16 protein-coding genes are annotated in these 18,328 nt (G+C 39.1%); 13 read left to right on the forward strand and 3 right to left on the reverse strand.

All coding sequences use genetic code 11. The features are described 5' to 3' along the window. The first annotated feature begins 4 nt into the window (after positions 1 to 4). Positions 5 to 589 (forward strand): FISUMP domain-containing protein, encoded by a 585-nt coding sequence (locus CHB71_RS02720; protein WP_089355335.1) that lies wholly within the window; start codon positions 5 to 7, stop codon positions 587 to 589. A 32-nt stretch (positions 590 to 621) separates the two neighbouring features. Here CHB71_RS02720 and uvrC read toward each other — a convergent pair whose 3' ends face one another. The 3 genes from uvrC to porW are packed head-to-tail and all read right to left on the reverse strand — an operon-like array spanning position 622 to position 7,292. Beyond that, the gene (gene uvrC, locus CHB71_RS02725; RefSeq protein ID WP_089355336.1) at positions 622 to 2,421 is read right to left on the reverse strand and encodes an excinuclease ABC subunit UvrC; all 1,800 of its coding nucleotides are present in this window, start codon (positions 2,419 to 2,421) and stop codon (positions 622 to 624) included. Between the two features lie 54 nt (positions 2,422 to 2,475). Continuing rightward, complete coding sequence (locus tag CHB71_RS02730) at positions 2,476 to 4,743, reverse strand: penicillin-binding protein 1A (protein WP_089355337.1); 2,268 nt, start codon at positions 4,741 to 4,743, stop codon at positions 2,476 to 2,478. Further along, positions 4,743 to 7,292, reverse strand: coding sequence for a type IX secretion system periplasmic lipoprotein PorW/SprE (porW, locus tag CHB71_RS02735; protein ID WP_144017308.1), 2,550 nt, complete (start codon positions 7,290 to 7,292; stop codon positions 4,743 to 4,745). Before porW ends, CHB71_RS02730 begins: the two co-directional genes overlap by 1 nt. A 104-nt stretch (positions 7,293 to 7,396) precedes the next feature. On the opposite strand from porW, the gene CHB71_RS02740 reads away from it, so the two are divergent. The 12 genes from CHB71_RS02740 (at position 7,397) to CHB71_RS02795 (ending at position 15,563) form a co-directional block, all read left to right on the forward strand. Then, a complete protein-coding gene (locus tag CHB71_RS02740) occupies positions 7,397 to 8,263 on the forward strand; it encodes a M23 family metallopeptidase (RefSeq protein ID WP_089355339.1) in 867 nt (288 codons plus the stop codon). A gap of 9 nt (positions 8,264 to 8,272) precedes the next feature. Further along, positions 8,273 to 8,689, forward strand: a complete 417-nt coding sequence (locus CHB71_RS02745; protein ID WP_089355340.1) for a bactofilin family protein — start codon at positions 8,273 to 8,275, stop codon at positions 8,687 to 8,689. A gap of 28 nt (positions 8,690 to 8,717) precedes the next feature. After that, positions 8,718 to 8,885 (forward strand): AtpZ/AtpI family protein, encoded by a 168-nt coding sequence (locus CHB71_RS19165; RefSeq protein WP_089355341.1) that lies wholly within the window; start codon positions 8,718 to 8,720, stop codon positions 8,883 to 8,885. Next, positions 8,882 to 9,220, forward strand: a complete 339-nt coding sequence (locus tag CHB71_RS02755) for a hypothetical protein (RefSeq protein WP_089355342.1) — start codon at positions 8,882 to 8,884, stop codon at positions 9,218 to 9,220. The genes CHB71_RS19165 and CHB71_RS02755 overlap by 4 nt, the downstream gene beginning before the upstream one ends. Before the next feature lie 33 nt (positions 9,221 to 9,253). Beyond that, the gene (gene atpB, locus CHB71_RS02760) at positions 9,254 to 10,288 is read left to right on the forward strand and encodes a F0F1 ATP synthase subunit A (protein ID WP_089355611.1); all 1,035 of its coding nucleotides are present in this window, start codon (positions 9,254 to 9,256) and stop codon (positions 10,286 to 10,288) included. A 41-nt stretch (positions 10,289 to 10,329) separates the two neighbouring features. Further along, positions 10,330 to 10,533, forward strand: coding sequence for an ATP synthase F0 subunit C (gene atpE / locus CHB71_RS02765; protein WP_089355343.1), 204 nt, complete (start codon positions 10,330 to 10,332; stop codon positions 10,531 to 10,533). A gap of 86 nt (positions 10,534 to 10,619) precedes the next feature. After that, entirely contained in the window at positions 10,620 to 11,114 is a 495-nt protein-coding gene (gene atpF, locus CHB71_RS02770) for a F0F1 ATP synthase subunit B (RefSeq protein ID WP_089355344.1), read from the forward strand. 2 nt (positions 11,115 to 11,116) lie between these two features. Continuing rightward, on the forward strand, positions 11,117 to 11,656 hold the full coding sequence (gene atpH / locus CHB71_RS02775; RefSeq protein ID WP_089355345.1) for an ATP synthase F1 subunit delta: 540 nt from the start codon (positions 11,117 to 11,119) through the stop codon (positions 11,654 to 11,656). A gap of 34 nt (positions 11,657 to 11,690) precedes the next feature. After that, positions 11,691 to 13,271 carry a F0F1 ATP synthase subunit alpha gene (gene atpA, locus CHB71_RS02780; RefSeq protein WP_089355346.1) on the forward strand — a complete coding sequence of 527 codons (1,581 nt, stop codon included), beginning with the start codon at positions 11,691 to 11,693 and terminating at the stop codon, positions 13,269 to 13,271. Between the two features lie 8 nt (positions 13,272 to 13,279). Further along, positions 13,280 to 14,170 carry an ATP synthase F1 subunit gamma gene (atpG, locus tag CHB71_RS02785; RefSeq protein ID WP_089355347.1) on the forward strand — a complete coding sequence of 297 codons (891 nt, stop codon included), beginning with the start codon at positions 13,280 to 13,282 and terminating at the stop codon, positions 14,168 to 14,170. After that, on the forward strand, positions 14,170 to 14,958 hold the full coding sequence (locus CHB71_RS02790) for a UbiA family prenyltransferase (protein ID WP_089355348.1): 789 nt from the start codon (positions 14,170 to 14,172) through the stop codon (positions 14,956 to 14,958). The genes atpG and CHB71_RS02790 overlap by 1 nt, the downstream gene beginning before the upstream one ends. Further along, positions 14,949 to 15,563, forward strand: a complete 615-nt coding sequence (locus CHB71_RS02795) for a class I SAM-dependent methyltransferase (RefSeq protein WP_089355349.1) — start codon at positions 14,949 to 14,951, stop codon at positions 15,561 to 15,563. The genes CHB71_RS02790 and CHB71_RS02795 overlap by 10 nt, the downstream gene beginning before the upstream one ends. Positions 15,564 to 18,328 lie beyond the last annotated feature (2,765 nt).

Genomic DNA, 18,328 nt, shown 5'->3' on the forward strand with positions numbered 1-18,328 from the left:
GAAAATGAATATTAGAAATTTACTCTCCATTATAACTGTAGTCGGTTGCCTGTTTGCAACTGCACAAGAATCTGGAGAACTGACAGATCCAAGAGATGGTAAAACTTATAAAACAGTAACTATTGATATAGAGCTTGAAGGAGGAGTAACTGTCAAAAGAACATGGATGGCTCAAAACCTTGCTTATGAAGTTCCAGATTCATTCTGTTACAAAAATGAGCCAGCTTACTGTGAGGCTTTTGGTAGATTATATACTTTCAAGGCAGCAAGAGAGGCATGCCCTGAAGGATGGCACATCCCTACCATTGGGGAATGGAATTTACTATTCCAAACCTTTGGTGGAATACGTGACGCGGGAGTTGCTTTACAAAAAGGTGGTGAAAGTGGATTAGATCTGGCCTTAGGAGGATTTGGTGATCCGGGAAGGGTATTCAAAAACATTGGAATTAGCGGAAACTATTGGGATGCTGAAAAGAAGTCCGACAATACATCCGGTTTAATTTCTGTGCAAAAAGGATCTAAAGAAATATATCATAGTGTAATAGGTGACTGGCACAGAAATAGCTGTCGTTGCGTTAAAGACTATTAATTAATATTTCTTTGTTAATTCTAAAGGAGTCCTTATAGGACTCCTTTTTTTATTGCCCGTTGAATAATCTTGGCTTTCGATTGTCCAACTAAATCAATTAAGTCTTTTTCTGAAGATTGCTTTAAGCGAGCTACGCTTCCAAACTCACGCATTATTTTTTCGCGCGTACTAGCTCCTATCCCTTTAATTGAATCTAACGATGATTCAATGGACTCTTTACTTCTTTTTTGTCGGTGAAATGTGATTGCAAATCGATGAGCTTCATCTCTAATTTGCTGAATAAGCTTAAGAGAAGTTGATTTTTTGTTGATATGAATTGGAAGGTTATCATCAGGAAAATAGATTTCTTCCAGTCGTTTAGCAATACCAATTATAGGGACTTGTCCATAAATATTTAGCTCTTTCAAAGCATCACAGGCAGCATTGAGTTGGCCTTTGCCTCCATCGATTACAATTAAATTTGGGAATGAGATTCCCTCTTTCTTAAGATGAGCATATCTTCTGCCTACTACCTCTTTCATTGAGCCAAAATCATCAGGGCCCGTAACTGTTTTAATATTGAATTTCCTGTAATCAGATTTATATGGTTTACCGTTCCTAAAGCAGACCATTGACGCCACTGGATTTGTACCTTGTATGTTTGAATTATCAAAGCATTCGATATGCTTTGGTAGATCTGAAAGTTTCAGGTCTTCCTGAAGACTTAATAATATCCCTTCATTGGGCTGAGTGCTTTTTGAGGAAAGTTTCTCTTTTTTATAGTAGAGCGCATTTTTAAACGACAATTCTACAAGCTTCTTTTTATCTCCAATTTTAGGAACAATTACTTCTATATCTTCCCAAGGCTCAATGGACACATTGGTTAAAATTGTCGGGTTGTTGCTGCCATATTTTTTTCTCAAATCAAAAATGGAAAAACGGAAAACTTCAGCATCGTCTTCTTCGATTTTCTTCTTCACTTCAATTGTCTCAGAATTGATAATAGCTCCATTCTCAATTCGCATATAATTGATGAATTGAGAATTTTTGTTATCTGAATTTGTTGTTGTAAAAACATCAGTACTGGTAATTTTCTGATTGACTATTAAAGAGCGAGATTGGAATTTTTCCAATAGGTCATATTTTTCCTTGTATGACTGAGCTAGTTCGAACTTCAGATTACCCGAAGCTTCAGTCATTTTCTCTTTGTAAGACCTGCTCACAATGCCAATCTTACCTTTTAGTATTTTTTTTGCTTCGTCTATATCTTTGAGATAATCATCTTCTGTTTGTAATCCTTCGCATGGCCCTAGACAATTGCCAATATGATATTCAAGGCATACTTTAAATTTTTTCTTTTTGATGTTATCCTTTGATAGGTTGTACTTACAGGTTCTGATTTTATGGATTTTTCGAATTAAATCTATAACTCCATTCATCGCCTTTACGCTTGTATATGGACCAAAGTACTCACCTTTTGTGTGATCAATTCTACGAGTCGAATAGATTCTTGGAAACCTTTCGTTGGTGATGCAAATGCTTGGAAAACTTTTGTCATCTTTTAAGAGAATATTGTATCTCGGCTGGTTTTCCTTGATTAAGTTGTTTTCGAGTAGTAATGCATCAAATTCCGAAGAAACGATAACAAACTCTATTTCCTGGATTTCGGAAACAAGACGGTATGTCTTTCGATTGTCAAGGTTTGCTTTAGTAAAGTAGCTGGCTACTCTTTTCTTTAAGCTTTTGGCTTTTCCAACATATATAATGTTGCCGCTTTGATCAAAAAATTTGTATATGCCTGGTCTCTCTGGCAGTTTTAAGTACTCATCCTTTGAATATCGCTGAAACTCCATTCACTCAAATATGATAGCTATTTGTGAGATTTTTTTCTTGAAAAAAAACAGTTCTTACATGAAGTCATCTTCATCCACAACATCATAATCAACAGTATCAGTCGGATTTGTGTTCTCCTCATAGCGCTCACAATCGATGACGGTACGTAGTGGTTTAGTTGGTTTCTCGAAGTATCCTTTTTCGTATCCTAGCGTTTCATCAGCATAAACTCTTTGCATATAGCCTTCCCAAATAGGAAGCGCCGTTCTTCCCCCCTGTCCAAGTACCCATTGCCTGAAACGAATGCTCCTGTCGTCTCCACCGACCCATGCTCCGGAGACCAGATCTTTGGTAACTCCAATAAACCATCCGTCAGAAGCATTTTGTGTGGTCCCCGTTTTGGCACCTATCTCGTTATCAACTTTTAATTCATAATCTAATGCACGACCTGTGCCCATCTCCACAACACCCTTAAGCATATGCAGCATAAGGTATGCTGTTTCCTCATTGATAGCTTCCTGTTCATCAGGAACAAATTGCTGGATAACATTGCCATTTTTATCTTCTATTCTCGATATGAAGTATGGCTTAATGTAGGTTCCTTTATTGACAAACGTGGAATATGCACCAACCATTTCATAGATAGAAACATCGCCACCCGCTCCAAGACAAAGAGATGGTACTGCGTCGAGTCTGCTCTCAATACCAAGTCGTTTAGCATAATCCACAACCGTTGAAGGTCCAATTCTGTTCATCATAAAGGCAGTAATACTATTAACTGATTGCGCCATTGCCTGGCGTATGGTCATTACCTCACCTGTAAATCGTCCATTTGAGTTTTGGGGAACCCAAGTTGGTGGGTCCTGACCAGGTAAGCTAAATGAAACTGGTGCATCTACGACCGGGAAACAAGGCGAATATCCATTATCGATTGCCGCGGTATACACAATTGGTTTAAATGTTGACCCTGGCTGTCTTCTGCTTTGCTGGACGTGATCGAATTTAAAATATTGATGATTTATGCCTCCAACCCATGCTTTAATATAGCCTGTCCTTGGATCCATGGACATGAACCCAGCCTGTAGAAAGCGCTTGTAATAGTTTAATGAGTCATAAGAACTAAAGACAGTATCTATCTCACCACCCCAGGAAAAGACTGTCATTCTCTTTTTTTTGTTCAAATAATAATCAACTGAGTCTTTCTGGTCTCCAAATCGAGATCTTAAGTTTTTATATGCCTCCGTTCGTTTAATAGCGTCATCCAAAAACTCAGGAATTTCTTTGTTTTCGTTATCAATCCATGGATTTTCTCCTTGCCAATGTTCATTGAAGATATGTTGTAATGTATCCATGTGCTCTGCAACAGCTTCCTCAGCATACTGCTGAAGCCTGCTATCAATTGTTGTATAAATCTTTAACCCATCATCAAAAAGGTCATATCCGTTTTGTCTGGCCCATCTGACAAGATAGTTTTTAGCAACTGTGCGGAAATACGTTGCTAATCCTTCATTTTGATTTTCAACTCTATAGTTTAATTGAATGGAGTCTCTATTGAGTGTATCGTAGCGTACTTTATCTATAAGGCCATATTTATGCAGGTTCCAAAGTACCTCTGTTCTTTTTCGGTGCGCATTTTCAGGGTTTAGTACCGGGCTCCATCGAGTAGGTGCATTAATGGCTCCAACAAGCACTGCAGACTCTGAATAGTTCAGTTGAGACGGAAGCTTATTGAAAAAGGTTTTTGCAGCAACTTTGATTCCATACGAGTTGCTTCCAAACTCTACAGTATTCAGGTACATTGCTAGAATCTCCTCTTTCGTATAGGATTTTTCCAACTGTACAGCAATGATCCATTCTTTAAGTTTGGTAATTATTTGTCCGAGTGTTCTCGACCGATATAGTGAGCCATGCTCTGCTGTATTTGTTTTAAACAAATTTTCTGCTAGCTGCATGGTCAAGGTACTTCCACCTCCCTGAAAAGAGAATGTAAGCTTTCCAATAATAGCCCTGGCCAAACCTTTTAAATCGATACCAGAATGATCTTTAAACCTTACATCTTCTGTAACTAATAAGGTATTTACAAGCTCAGGAGAAAGTTGTTCATAGGTTACCGGTGTTCTGTTTTTACGAAAATATTTCCCTAGTGAAACACCGTCTGCACTCATTAATTCTGATGACAGGTCTGGATCCGGACGCTCAAGGGCTTCAAGACTTGGAAGGCTTCCAAACCATCCGAATGCATCATTTTTCACCATCAAAAAAACGGAAGGAATCCCAATAACACCAAGTACAAACACGACCCACAAAGGCCTTAGTGTATATTTAATTAGTTTTCTATTCATCAATAGTGCTTTTCAAAAAATGATAGGTATGCAGACACGTCTTTTGTTTGATAAAAGATATCAAAGTTATCTTCTGTAATTACAAAAACATCAAATTTCTGGCCTTTAAATGTTTCCTTCAAGTTCAGCTCCTGATTGATGGATTTCATAAAGCTGATGGCTGTACCTTTTCCAGGAAAAATATTAACAAGCAGCATGGATTTTTGATCACTTAAAATCAGATTGCCTGTCTTTAATGTCGTTAAATTTTTCTCTTTTAAATACTCATCAACTATTGGTGGTAGCTTATCAGTCATATCTGATTTGATATCGTAAGCGATAACGAAAAGATGCTTTTGATTAAAATCTTCGATGAATCTCGCTCGTGCACTATTGTATCTTTTTTGTTGAAAATTTTCCGAAGCTGTTAAAAGCGATTTAGCATATTCGTTTAGTTCACTTTCCGGGTATTCATTAATGAACTCACCGAGTTCAAATTGGTACTTGTGATCTTCTTCTGTTTGTCCTATTGCCAGGACTTTAAGTAAAGCAACATTATCACTAAACTCATTTTCTGGGTGTAGGCTCAATGCGCTATCGGAGGCAAATAAGATTTCCTTGTATGAGCCAGCTTTATATTTTTGATATAGTCGCTTATATAATCCTTTCAGCTGCGCACTGATAGCAAAGCTCTCTTCCCTGTAGTTGGGGTTGTCTACTAACTTTGCGTAGATGGTTTCAGGATATTTTTGCTTTAATAGTTCTCCTTTCTGCTTCGACTTTTGAGGGTTCAAATTCTTATAAAGTAGGTATAGTTGGTAAAGAACTTCTGCTTCATATTCTGTCACAGGAAAGCGGGAAAGTAGCTTTTCAAAGGATTCAGCAGCATTAGCATCTTCTTCAAGCCTTAGGTTATAGATGTTCCCCAGATTATAAAGGGCAACTTCTATTTCACCCAACAAAGTGGCTTGCTGTTGTTCTGAGGTAGGAAGTGATTCCATCATTCTTCTAGCTTCATCTGCAGCAGATTCTACTGTCTCTTCCTCTCCGGATGATTCCGATATTTCTCTATTGGCGACAACCGTTTCTTCTTCTGAAATATTGCTAGCTGTTTTATTATTGCGTCTCCAATCATCTTCTAATGCCCTCTCACCCCATTTACGAATAAAGTCACTACGTCCCTTGCTTAATGCACTGGTATTATTAAAGTACCAGGTGGCTCCCGTTGAAGCAGTTGTAATAAGGTTATCTCCTGCACTTTGAGTTATACTACGTGCTCTGTTTATTGCTGCTTGTTTTTCTTTCTTTTTCCGTTCCTCATTAGCTTTTCTGGTAGACTCAACCTGTGCAGTAAACATTACAAGAACTGAATCTTGAGGTAGTGAAGCTAAATGTAGTAGACTATCGTTTTTCTGAATAGTAACTATTTGTTCCACAAAATCAACAAGAATTTCCTGGCGCTCTTTTATCTCAGCATAATTGTCTTCATCTCTTGGCATTGTATTGACTGTGCTGTCATAGTAATCTTTAGCAAGCACATAATCTTTTAATGTATCGTAGTATATCTGACCAAGGCTCAGGTACGAATATGCCTTTTGACGATTGTTGTTTACACTGTTTCTAATAGATAACTTATAATTATCAATTGCCTCCTCCAGATTTCCATTTTTTAATTCGAAACCAGCCAGCTCATAATAGATCTTATCCCTGTATTCTTTGTTTTTAGGATCCCTGAGCAAGCTTTTGAAATATCGTTGAATCTTTTTTAGGTCACCTCCATCAGCTAATTCAGTAACCTGCGACATGTATAATTTTGCGTAGAATTCAAGTTCATATGTGGGGTTGTTTTTAAGCACATTTTTATAATACCTGAATGCTTCACTTTCAAACTCTAACTCATGGAAAACCTGGCCGATTATAAAATTGATGCGTGCCTTATCTGATGAATTGAGTAATTCTTCAGCTTTCACCAGGCTTCCCACCATTTTGCTTTTATCATCCTTTTTTTGATAGAGATAAGCTGAGTTGAGATGTAGTCTGCGCTGATTTTCTTTATTTAATTTCTCTTTAGCCAAGTAGTCAGTTACAGCAATGGCATTGTTGAATTCATTGAATTCTGTAAAGGTTCTGATCAAAAGTGTAAGTGCTTGATGACGAGCATTGTCATCTTTACTATGTGTATTCACGTACTTAAAGGTTTCGATAGCGTCAGGAAATTCCATTGCATAGTGACGCGCTTTCCCTACCAGAATATAGCTGTCATCTTCCCATTTACTGTTGGGGTGCCTTTGGATGGCAATAGACGCTTTTTGAATGCAGTCTTCAATTTGTGTACTCAGAGAAGCAGACTTAACAGAATCAAATTGTGCATAGATCGGTAAAACTTTATTATAGTTCCAATCCTGACTTTCAAAAATCGACTGCTCAATTTCATTGATTCGCTCATTGGCAATAAAATAAGCATTATAATGAGCCGTTAGATCGTGAAATGAACTGCTTAAAGGATTGTTCTTGTACGGTGAACAACCTATGAATGCCGCGATTATTATAAGGAGTATTATTTTCTTCAAAATGACTTTAAGCTGATTCAATAATTAACGATCTCAAATTCAATTTGGTGTAAAGATAAAACATGGGGTGATCTGCATACCTTTGTCGGCTTAAATTGCAATCTATGGCTGCAAGAAAGACATTTAGTAATTGGCTAACGAATAAATATCTACTCATTATTCGTAATGAGGAAAATTTTGCTGAAAAAACAACTTTTAGTTTCAACTACGCAAGGCTTTTTTTGCTATTGGCAGGTGTAGGTTTGCTGCTATTGTCTCTAGCAGTATACTTAGTCACAGTAGCGCTTGAGCAATGGCTTGATCCTCGTCACGCTCAAATGGAGGCCAACCGACAGGTTTTAGAGCTATCGATGACCATAGACTCATTGGAGCAAGAGGTAAATAATAAGGATATCTACATAGAAAACGTAAGGAGGATTATTGCAGGTGAAGAAATAGATCAAAACATGGAATCCAGTCCGGAATCTGATCTACAACCCGCCGAACTTACAGGAAGTATACAGCCGGTTGATTCGCAGTTTAGGGCAGAATTTGAGGGTTCAGAGCTTGCGGAAATTACCGCCTTGCCGATTGCAGTATCTTCAAATGTTTACGAATTGAGAGATGTTTACCTTTTCAGTCCTCTGGATGGGATCATAACGGATGGGTTTAACCCTAAAGAGGATCATTTTGGGGTTGATATTGTTGCGCCGGAGAATGAGCCAGTAAGATCTGTGGGTGATGGTGTAGTGATAATGTCATCATGGACCCTTGATGGTGGGTATATTTTGGCAATCCAGCATCCTGGCAATTTAATTTCTGTATATAAGCACAATTCGGAATTATTTAAAAACGTTGGTAATTTTGTGGCGGCTGGAGAAGTTGTAGCCACAATAGGGAATACGGGAGAATTAACCTCTGGTCCACATTTACATTTAGAATTGTGGCACAATGGTAACCCTGTAAATCCGCAAGAGTATATTGCACTTTAAAATCAGGCTATGTTGAACAAGAATCAAAAAGAAGTTGAAGAGTTGAGTAACTCGAGTAATATAATAGGGAAAGGCACGATCGTAAACGGCAGCATTGAAACGTTTGGGAATATTCGTGTGGAGGGCAAGGTAATTGGAGATATTAAAACCAAGTCAAAAGCCGCTTTTGGGCATTCGTCTCAAGTGGATGGAAGTGTTTTAGCACAGAATGCTGAGGTTGCTGGTCATATCGCTGGAACAATTGAAGTTACCGAGCAGCTTGTACTGAAAGCAACTGCTACGATTGATGGAGATATTATTACCAATAAACTATTGGTTGAATCTGGTGCCACTTTCAATGGGAAATGTAAAATGGGCGTGAAAAGCAAGGAGATAAAAATTGGAAAGCCCGAAGAACAAGAGCAGCCACAGGCACTCAAAGCCTGATCCTGAAAATTCTCAGGAAAAGTCTTTTATGAGGTTCTATTCACTAGCCTTTGAGCTGGTGGTAATGAACCTCGTTTTAATTATAGCTGGATTTTATTTAGATGAGTATTTAAATACGAGTCCTGTTTTTATACTGACCGGAGTTTTTCTTTCACTATCAGGCACAATCTGGCTACTACTAAGGTTTACGAAATGAAGAAGTGGATAACACTAGCTTTAATTACAATCGCTCTGCTTTCCTTTAGCTTTCTGAATGTGAAACTGCATCCTTCATGGAACTTAATGATTGCATTTTTTGCAATTCAAACCATCATTCTTTTTCGCGTCGATCAATGGGCACCAAAAGAATGGAAGCCACAAGCATCACTCGTGAAAATTATTATCCGACTTTTATCTTCAATGGTCTTTATTTTGGTTTTGGTTTATACTCAGGAAGACCTCTACAATCTCGTTATTCAATTTATAATCATCTATTTGATATATATGATCTTTGAAATAGTTGAGGCTTTGACTAACTTGCGCCGAAATTGAGGAACGAACAAATATCCGATGAAAATAGGCTCCATGTTGAAGCGATCTAACTTTCTGACAATCAACAAGTTTTTAGCAATAATTTTGCTCGTGATGCCTGGTCTTGTATGGGCTGGAGGTGGTTCAGGAAAAGATGGCGAGGACGAACAATTTGATCCAAGCGAATTAATTAATCACCACATTTCAGATTCCCACGTTTGGGAAATTACACATGGGATAGTAGTCCATCTTCCGGTAATTGTTTATTCCGAAGAAAAAGGGTTGGATATTTTTTCATCAGCAAATTTCTTTGGCGAGCATGAAGAAGTGAAACCATACAATGGATATGTGATGGATCATGATCACATTACCCTTGAAAGTGGAGGGCACGTTTTCGATATTTCCATTACTAAAAACGTATTGTTTCTATTCATTGATGCCCTTATTCTCATTCTGGTTTTTTCCGCTGTAGCCAGGGGATATAAAAAGAATGCGGGTAAAGCACCCAAAGGAATTCAATCGTTTTTTGAGCCTATCATTGTTTTTGTAAGAGATGATATTGCAAGAGATAACATCGGTCACAAGTACGAGCGCTTTATGCCGTTCTTGCTTACCGTTTTCTTTTTCATCTGGTTTGGAAACCTTCTTGGTTTGTTGCCGGGGGCAGCAAATATGACTGGAAATATTTCAGTTACACTTACGCTTGCGGTAATCACGTTGATCATCACGCTTTTCTCAGGAAGAAAAACGTATTGGCTTCATATTGTGGATCCTTTAGGTAAGTCCATGCCATGGGCAGGTAAATTATTGCTTTACATTATTTTATGGCCAGTAGAGATCATTGGTATTTTCACCAAGCCGTTCTCGCTTATGATTCGACTTTTTGCGAACATCACAGCTGGTCACATTCTTATACTTAGTATTATCAGTTTGGCTTTCATTTTCGAAAGTCTTACAATAGGCGTTGTTGGGGCTCTTTTTGCCACAGTGATGAATATGCTTGAGCTTTTTGTAGCTGTGCTACAAGCTTACGTTTTTACGCTTCTTTCAGCACTGTACTTCGGTCAGGCAGTTCAGGAGCATCATTAAAAATTTTTGAACCATTTTTTTAACTATATAAATATACAATTATGGGAGCAGTAGGAGCAGGTTTAGCAGTATTAGGAGCAGGGCTTGGTATCGGTTTAATCGGTAAAGGAGCAACTGAGAGTATTGCAAGACAACCAGAAGCAGCTGGTAAAATCCAAACAGCAATGATTATCGCAGCAGCCCTTATTGAAGGTGCAGCTCTATTCGGCGTTGTAGTTGGTCTATTGGCTGGATCAGGAAATTAATTCCTAAAACAAGGTTGGCCATGACCACATTAGGTGGCATGGCCAGCTTTTATTGAAAAGACATTTACTAAAAAAATAGATATACCGTGGCACTAGTTACCCCAGATATTGGATTGATCATTTGGCAATTGATTGTCTTCCTGATCGTACTATTTATCCTACGAGCATTCGTTTGGAGGCCGATATTGAGCGCACTTAAAACGCGTGAATTTCAAATTGAAGATTCTCTAAGAGCTGCTGAGCATGCGCAAGAAGAGATGAAGCAAATCAAGGCTGATAATGAGTACCTCCTTCAGGAAGCACGAATAGAAAGAGATGCAATCTTAAAAGAAGCCCGAGATGAAGCAAGCCACATTATTGAGCGTGCCAAAGCTGAAACATCTGATATTACATCAAAGATGATTCAGGATGCAAGAGAGGCTATAGAGGTTGAAAAGAAGGCGGCTCTTAGTGAGGTAAAAGCATTGGTAGCTTCACTATCCCTGGAGATAGCTGAAAAGGTCCTTCGCGAAAAGCTTTCTGACGACAAGTCTCAAAAAGCATTAGTTGAGAAATTTATCAAAGACGTAAAAGTTAATTAAGCATGTCTGTAGGCAGAATAGCGGTTCGGTATGCCACTCCAATCCTTGAATTGGCTGAGGAAAAGAAGGTGCTTGATAATGTTAAGACTGATATGGAATCTTTCATTTCAGTATGCGACGATAACAGAGACTTTTCGTTGATGCTGAAAAGCCCGATCATTCCTCACCAAAAAAAGGCGGATATTCTAAAAAAGGTGTTTACTGGCAAAGTAAATGACCTTACTCTTCAAGCTTTTGACATTATCACAAGAAAAAGTCGGGAAAACTTGCTTGAGGATATCGCTGAGGAATTCCTTCACTTATATAATGTGAAAAAAGGACTTGCTGAGGTATCAGTTACTACTAGCATTGAGCTAGATGCTGATATGAAAAAAGCATTCGAAAAGCTAGCAAAAGATATTACAGGAAAAGATCCACTTTTATCAGAAAAGGTAGATCCGGAAATTGTCGGAGGATATATCCTGAGAATGGGAGACCTGCAGTTGGATGAAAGTGTGAGTGGACAATTGAAAGATTTAAAACTGAAGTTTTCAAAAAAATAAATAACTCAAGCCAACAGGCTAAACAAATAAAATTATGGCACAAGTAAGACCTGATGAGGTTTCAGCAATTTTAAGAGAGCAGCTATCCGGGCATAAAACCGAAGCTGAGCTTGAAGAAGTAGGTACCGTACTACAGGTAGGTGATGGTGTAGCCAGAATCTACGGATTGTCTAATGCTCAAGCTGGTGAGCTTTTAGAGTTTGAAAACGGATTGAATGCACTTGTATTGAACCTTGAAGAGGACAATGTAGGAGCTGTACTTCTTGGAGACTCTGCAAACGTAAACGAAGGTGACACAGTAAAGAGAACCGGCCGAATTGCTTCCATCAAAGTAGGTGATGGCATGTGTGGACGAGTTGTTGACACACTGGGTAATCCTATCGATGGTAAAGGGGCAATCGAAGGTGAAACATTTGAAATGCCTCTTGAAAGAAAAGCCCCGGGAGTAATCTTTAGGGAGCCAGTAAGTGAACCACTTCAGTCAGGTATTACAGCGATTGATTCAATGATCCCTGTTGGTAGAGGTCAAAGAGAGTTAGTAATTGGTGACCGTCAGACAGGTAAAACTGCTGTAGTTATTGATACAATTATCAATCAGAAAGAATTTTACGATAAAGGTGAGCCTGTTTTCTGTATCTACGTTGCGATCGGACAGAAAGCATCAACGGTAGCTGGAATTGTAGCTCAACTTGAAAAGGCGGGAGCAATGGCTTATACGGTTATTGTAAATGCTTCCGCATCTGATCCAGCTCCAATGCAGTTTTATGCTCCGATGACGGGTGCTGCAATTGGTGAGTACTTCAGAGATACTGGACGTCCAGCATTGGTGGTTTATGATGACCTTTCTAAGCAGGCAGTTTCTTACCGTGAGGTTTCTCTGCTTCTAAGAAGACCTCCGGGGCGTGAAGCGTATCCTGGAGATGTATTCTACCTTCACTCAAGACTTTTGGAAAGAGCTGCTAAGATCATCGGTGACGATTCTATCGCCCAGCAAATGAATGACCTTCCTCCTTCTTTGAAAGGAAAAGTAAAAGGTGGTGGATCATTGACAGCACTTCCGATCATTGAAACGCAAGCAGGTGATGTGTCTGCCTATATTCCTACAAACGTAATCTCGATTACGGATGGTCAGATCTTCCTTGAGACTAACTTGTTTAACTCTGGTATTCGCCCTGCAATTAACGTTGGTATCTCGGTATCAAGGGTTGGTGGTAACGCACAGATCAAGTCCATGAAAAAGGTTGCTGGTACGTTGAAGTTGGATCAGGCACAGTTCCGTGAATTAGAGGCATTCGCTAAGTTCGGATCTGATCTTGATGCTGCAACACAGCGAACCATTGACAGGGGTAGAAAGAACCAGGAAATATTGAAGCAACCACAGTTCTCTCCGGTACCGGTAGAAGAGCAGGTAGCAATCATTTACGCTTCCACGAAAGGCTTCCTTGATCCGGTTCCTGTGAATAAAGCGAAAGAATTCCAAACTGAATTTATTAACGCAATGAGAAGTACCGGTAAGGATGCGTTGGCAGACTTTAAAGCTGGTAAATTAAGCGATGAGGCTGTTGCTAAAACAGAAGAAATCGCGAAAGACATTGCTTCCAGATACAAAAAATAAGAAGATAGATGGCCAATCTTAAAGAGGTAAAAGGTAGGATTCAGTCAGTTGTTTCAACACAGCAGATCACTAAGGCCATGAAAATGGTGGCGGCTGCTAAGTTGAGGAGAGCACAGGATCGTATCATTCAAATGAGGCCATATTCCCAGAAGCTTTCTGAGATTATTCAGAATGTTTCAGGTGGACAGACAGATGTAAGTGATAATCCATATTCAGAGGAGCGATCTATCGAGAGAGTACTTCTTGTAGTGGTTTCATCTGACAGAGGATTGTGTGGTGCCTTTAATAGTAGTGTCTTTAAAGGTACCAAGGCACTTATTGCTGAGAGGTATAGCCATGTTGAGGCTGCTGGGAATCTGGAAATTTTGCCGATAGGTAAAAAAGCATTTGAGCACTTTTCAAAGAGAAAGTACAATGTAATTGATACTTATTCTCATCTAATTGAAAAGTTGAATTTTGCAGATGTCAAAGAAGCAGCTGAAATGGTGATGGCTGCATTCCTTGATGGCACATACGATCAGGTGGACATTATTTACAACGAGTTTAAAAATGTTGCAACTCAGATCGTAAAGAAAGAGCAATTCCTTCCGATTAAAGAAGTTGAACTTGATGATTCAGGTGCTGATTTTGGTGAGATAGATTACATCTATGAGCCATCTAAGGACTTCATTTTTGATGAATTAGTACCAAAGTCGCTTAAAATCCAGTTTTATAAAACTTTGCTTGAGTCCAATGCATCTGAGCATGGAGCACGAATGACGGCAATGGATAAAGCAACGGAGAATGCGGATGACCTACTGAAGGAGCTTCGGTTGACTTACAACAGAACACGTCAGGCAGCCATTACAAAAGAGATTTTGGAGATCGTGGGTGGTGCAGAAGCATTAGCTCAGGGATAATGATCGGGCGAGCATATCGTACCGCTCAAATTTTGTCCATAGATATTGTAATCGGAGTAGTCATACTGCTCCGATTTTTTTGTGTCCAATTCGGTGTAGCTCCCGGATGGGAAGCTTATGTGCTTCTGGGAGGAGTTGTCTGGCTTATCTATACAGCAGATCATCTTAGAGATGCAGAGAATAAGATCAGATCTTCCAGGGAGCGATATCTGTTTCATAAAGATCATCGAAAATCTTTACTGGTAGTTGCTGGTATTGTTTTGTTGGTGCTTTCGTTGCTGATCTTTTTCATTCCTCTGGTGATTTTCCTAGGCGGATTGGCGCTGGCGATATTCTCATTTATCTATTTATTGATGCAACACAGGTTATCGCGATTTCTTTCGAAAGAGCTTTATGTTGCCTTGGTTTATTCAGCCGGCATTTTGATGGTACCTTTTCTACTCAGTGAGACTTACCAATGGGATATATTTCTATTATTGGTGCTACTAACCTTTGTGAACCTGAGTCTATTTAGCTGGTATGAAAAGGAGGACGATATAAGAGATAAGTTTCAATCGATTGCCACAGAACTTAATGGTAAGCAACTGGAAAAAATCATATTACTGTTGATCTCAATAAGTCTTGCAATTGCCATTCTTTCCATCAATGTTATCACAATTTATTTTATAGCAGGCTTTGTCATTTATGCATTGATGCTCATTTTTTCCGATTGGTTTCGACTCAAGCATCGCTACAGAGCAATAGGCGATGGCATATTTTTATTGCCAATTCTTTTCGAATGGCTGTAAACGATTTTGACTTTATTGCACCTTTTTATGATCGCCTTTCGAAACTTGTTTTTGGAGAATCATTAATACAAGCACAAGCTTATCATCTGAAAGAAATAGGCGATAAAGATCATGTGCTTATCCTTGGTGGAGGGACAGGTAAATTACTTGAGTATATTCCCAAAAGTGGTGAGTTGGATTTTGTGGAAAAGTCCGTCAGGATGCTGGATAGAGCTAAAAGGAGAAAATTCCACGGATCAATTAATTTCATTCAATCGGATTTTTTGGAGTTTGAATCGGATAAAAGATATGATGTGATCATTTGTCCATTTTTTCTCGACTGTTTTGATCAACAAAGCCTGAATACTGTTATTGCGAAAATCAAGAGGCTTCTTAGTACTAATGCGAAGTTGATTGTTGTGGATTTTGAAAAGAGAAAGGTTAATACGCTCTTACTTGATTCAATGCTGATTTTCTTTAGATGGTGTGCCAATCTTGAAACCATCAAACTACTCGATTTAAGGTCTTTTTTGAAGAAAAATAATTTTCAGGAAAATGAAATCAAGTTTTATCATAAAGGGGTTTTTAGTGCACTTTACTACCAGGTAGGCAAAAGGAAACGGTAGTTCCCTGTTTGGCGCTAATTTCCAATTTACCCTGATTTTTTTCAATAAAGTCCTTGCACATAAGAAGTCCGATTCCTGAACCTTTTTCCTGCTCAGTGCCTGTGCGTGTAAACCCTTCTTCCTTATCTAGAATCTTCTGGATCATTTCATTGGTCATCCCGATTCCGGTATCGATGATGGAGACTCTTGTGAGATCAGCATCGTGTTCTGCTACAATCTTTATCTTTCCATTTTTAGGAGTGAATTTGATCGAATTGTGAATTAGGTTCCTAACCACAAACTCCAGCATGTCTTTATCCGCATTCAAAATGGTTTCATCAACTCCAGCTTCAATTTCAATTTTAATTTTCTTCTGCTCAAGGAGAGGTGTAAACAACTTTAATGACTTATCAAGCGCCTTTCTAAGGTCTACATTGGTAGGATTGAAGGTCAAACTATCCTGCTGCAGCTGCGACCATAGGAGCAGGTTGTCCATCAACAATATCAGATTTTGAAGAGAAAATCGGGTCTTATCACTGAGTTCAGAAATTTCATCTGGCGACAGCTTGTTGTAATGATTGATGAAAAGGTTGAGGTATGAATCGACCGTTGTTAGCGGGCTCTTCAGCTCATGTGAAATAATGGAGAAGAGCTTAGATTTGATCTGATTCAGCTCTCGTAAATCATTCTCTGACAGTTTAAGCTGATTGAGCGTTTCTTCCAATTCCTTCGTTCGTTCTTTTACCTGTCGTTCAAGCTCATCTTTTTGTTTTTCAGCCAGCTGCTTTTTCTCCATTTCCTTTTCACGTGCAATTTTTTCTTTCTCAATCTTTTCCAATGCCAGCATTTTTCTTGTTCGGTTAAGCCTGTCAGAAAGACCCAGTGAAAACAAAACCACCTGAGCAACCGCACCAATTTGGATGATATAGCGGGTCAAGAAATTATCCGGTAAATAGTGAAGCTCCCTGAAAATGAACAAAATACCTCCAATGTTGAATAGAGCAAAAGCAACCAAAAACCAAAGAGCTGGCTTATACCCTCTCAGGTAGACGATCACACTAGCGATGGTAATGGCTGACATGGTGACTGCTCCAAGAAATCCAATTACATGATTGGTTTCCACGAGCCAGTCTTTTATTTCCAGCCAGCTTATTAGCCACATCGCTATGGGTGTTAAATAGAGTAGAAGCAGGATTGTAAAGAACGTATTCCACTTTGGAACGTACTGATCAGTATGGAGATATGTCTTGGTAAACAATATTCTGCTGATGTTAGTGAGCGGTATGATCAAGGCAAAGACGTATGCATTCCAATGGGGTCTTGACGGCCAAAAGTGCTCGAATGTAAACCCGTAATAAAAGGCCATGTAAAGCGCAAAACCTACAATGGAAAGCACGTACCACAGATAGCTTTGATCCTTTACAGCCATGTAGATCATGAGGTTGTAAAGTGCCATTACGATCAGAATGCCAAAAAACAAACCGTGTGCAATTAGTCTCTGACGTTCCTGAAACCTCCATTGGTCAGGAGTGAACTGACTCACTGAGGTTACCTCCAATTCAAAAAGCGGATGATCTCCTTTGAGCTTTACCAATAAGGAATCACTTGTTGTATGAATGATGTTTTTGAAAGAGAAATAGCTTTTTTTCCCACCCGGAATCATTGTTCCTGTGTAATGAATGCCTTCATCTCCATAAGCTACCACATGGCTCCAGTTTGGTAATTCAACGTATCGATTTTCAGGATTTAGGTCAATTTTTGTCCAATACCATACTTCATTAGAAAACGCGCTGGAGTCTGCCGGTTGCTGCAAAAGGCTGTCAAGAAAAAGTTTTTGTGCCTCTAGGGTGAAAGCTCCAATAAATAGAAAAATGTACGTGCAGACTCGTCGCATCAGAATGAAATAATTGACCTGCAATATAATCGCGACAGGTTTAGTTGTGAATTTGCATTTACATTTGAAGAATGTCCGAGGGAAAAACCAAAGTACTCATTGCCGAAGATGATTTTGTGGTAGCAAAGAACTTGAGTATTACACTTGAGGAGCGAGGCTATGAAATATTAGGCATCAGCGAATCAGGTGAGGAGCTACTACAATCACTTAGTAAAGAACCGACAGATATCGTGATCATGGATATCAACCTTGCAGGACTGATGGATGGAATTGAGGTAACGTCCCTTATCAAGAATAAAACCAACACGCCTGTTCTCTACTTAACTTCTGACAGAGATCAAAAGACACTGGAGCGAGCCAAACTCACCAATCCGGACGGATATTTGATTAAACCATTTGATGGTGACGAGTTGGTTTCAGCGATAGAAATCGCCTTGCACAGACACCATTTGTCAACAGGCAATCAAAAAGAAGATACGGTAGTCAGCGAGTCGCACTTATTCGTCAAGGTGAAGAACAGATTGGAAAAACTTCAGTTTGAAGATGTTCGGTACATAGAAGCCAACGACATCTATTCCATCCTGATGACTAAGCAGAGCAACTACATTTTGAGTTACTCACTGAAAACACTGGAAGAAAAGCTTCCCGGCTCCAGATTCATGCGTGTGCATCGCTCCTACATAGTGAACGTAGAGCATATTCAGGCGATAGAGGATAATTACATACAAATTGCTGATAAGAGCATTCCTATTGGAAAAACCTACCGCGAGGACCTCATGAAGCGCCTTTCGATAATATGAAATTTTAAATTTCAACACTTTGTCAGAAGTGTATATTGACTTTTATTTAAAAATCCGGTGATTTATTGCGGATTTTTCCTTCACCACGACAA

The organism is Ekhidna lutea (assembly GCF_900188325.1).
GTDB classification, from domain to species: Bacteria; Bacteroidota; Bacteroidia; order Cytophagales; family Cyclobacteriaceae; genus Ekhidna; species Ekhidna lutea.

Coding starts and splice junctions, on each gene's coding strand:
- CHB71_RS02720 (WP_089355335.1), top strand. CDS start 5: ATGAATATTAGAAATTTACTCTCCATTATAACTGTAGTCGGTTGCCTG.
- uvrC (WP_089355336.1), bottom strand. CDS start 2,421: ATGGAGTTTCAGCGATATTCAAAGGATGAGTACTTAAAACTGCCAGAG.
- CHB71_RS02730 (WP_089355337.1), bottom strand. CDS start 4,743: ATGAATAGAAAACTAATTAAATATACACTAAGGCCTTTGTGGGTCGTG.
- CHB71_RS02740 (WP_089355339.1), top strand. CDS start 7,397: ATGGCTGCAAGAAAGACATTTAGTAATTGGCTAACGAATAAATATCTA.
- CHB71_RS02745 (WP_089355340.1), top strand. CDS start 8,273: ATGTTGAACAAGAATCAAAAAGAAGTTGAAGAGTTGAGTAACTCGAGT.
- CHB71_RS19165 (WP_089355341.1), top strand. CDS start 8,718: ATGAGGTTCTATTCACTAGCCTTTGAGCTGGTGGTAATGAACCTCGTT.
- CHB71_RS02755 (WP_089355342.1), top strand. CDS start 8,882: ATGAAGAAGTGGATAACACTAGCTTTAATTACAATCGCTCTGCTTTCC.
- atpB (WP_089355611.1), top strand. CDS start 9,254: ATGTTGAAGCGATCTAACTTTCTGACAATCAACAAGTTTTTAGCAATA.
- atpE (WP_089355343.1), top strand. CDS start 10,330: ATGGGAGCAGTAGGAGCAGGTTTAGCAGTATTAGGAGCAGGGCTTGGT.
- atpH (WP_089355345.1), top strand. CDS start 11,117: ATGTCTGTAGGCAGAATAGCGGTTCGGTATGCCACTCCAATCCTTGAA.
- atpA (WP_089355346.1), top strand. CDS start 11,691: ATGGCACAAGTAAGACCTGATGAGGTTTCAGCAATTTTAAGAGAGCAG.
- atpG (WP_089355347.1), top strand. CDS start 13,280: ATGGCCAATCTTAAAGAGGTAAAAGGTAGGATTCAGTCAGTTGTTTCA.
- CHB71_RS02790 (WP_089355348.1), top strand. CDS start 14,170: ATGATCGGGCGAGCATATCGTACCGCTCAAATTTTGTCCATAGATATT.
- CHB71_RS02795 (WP_089355349.1), top strand. CDS start 14,949: ATGGCTGTAAACGATTTTGACTTTATTGCACCTTTTTATGATCGCCTT.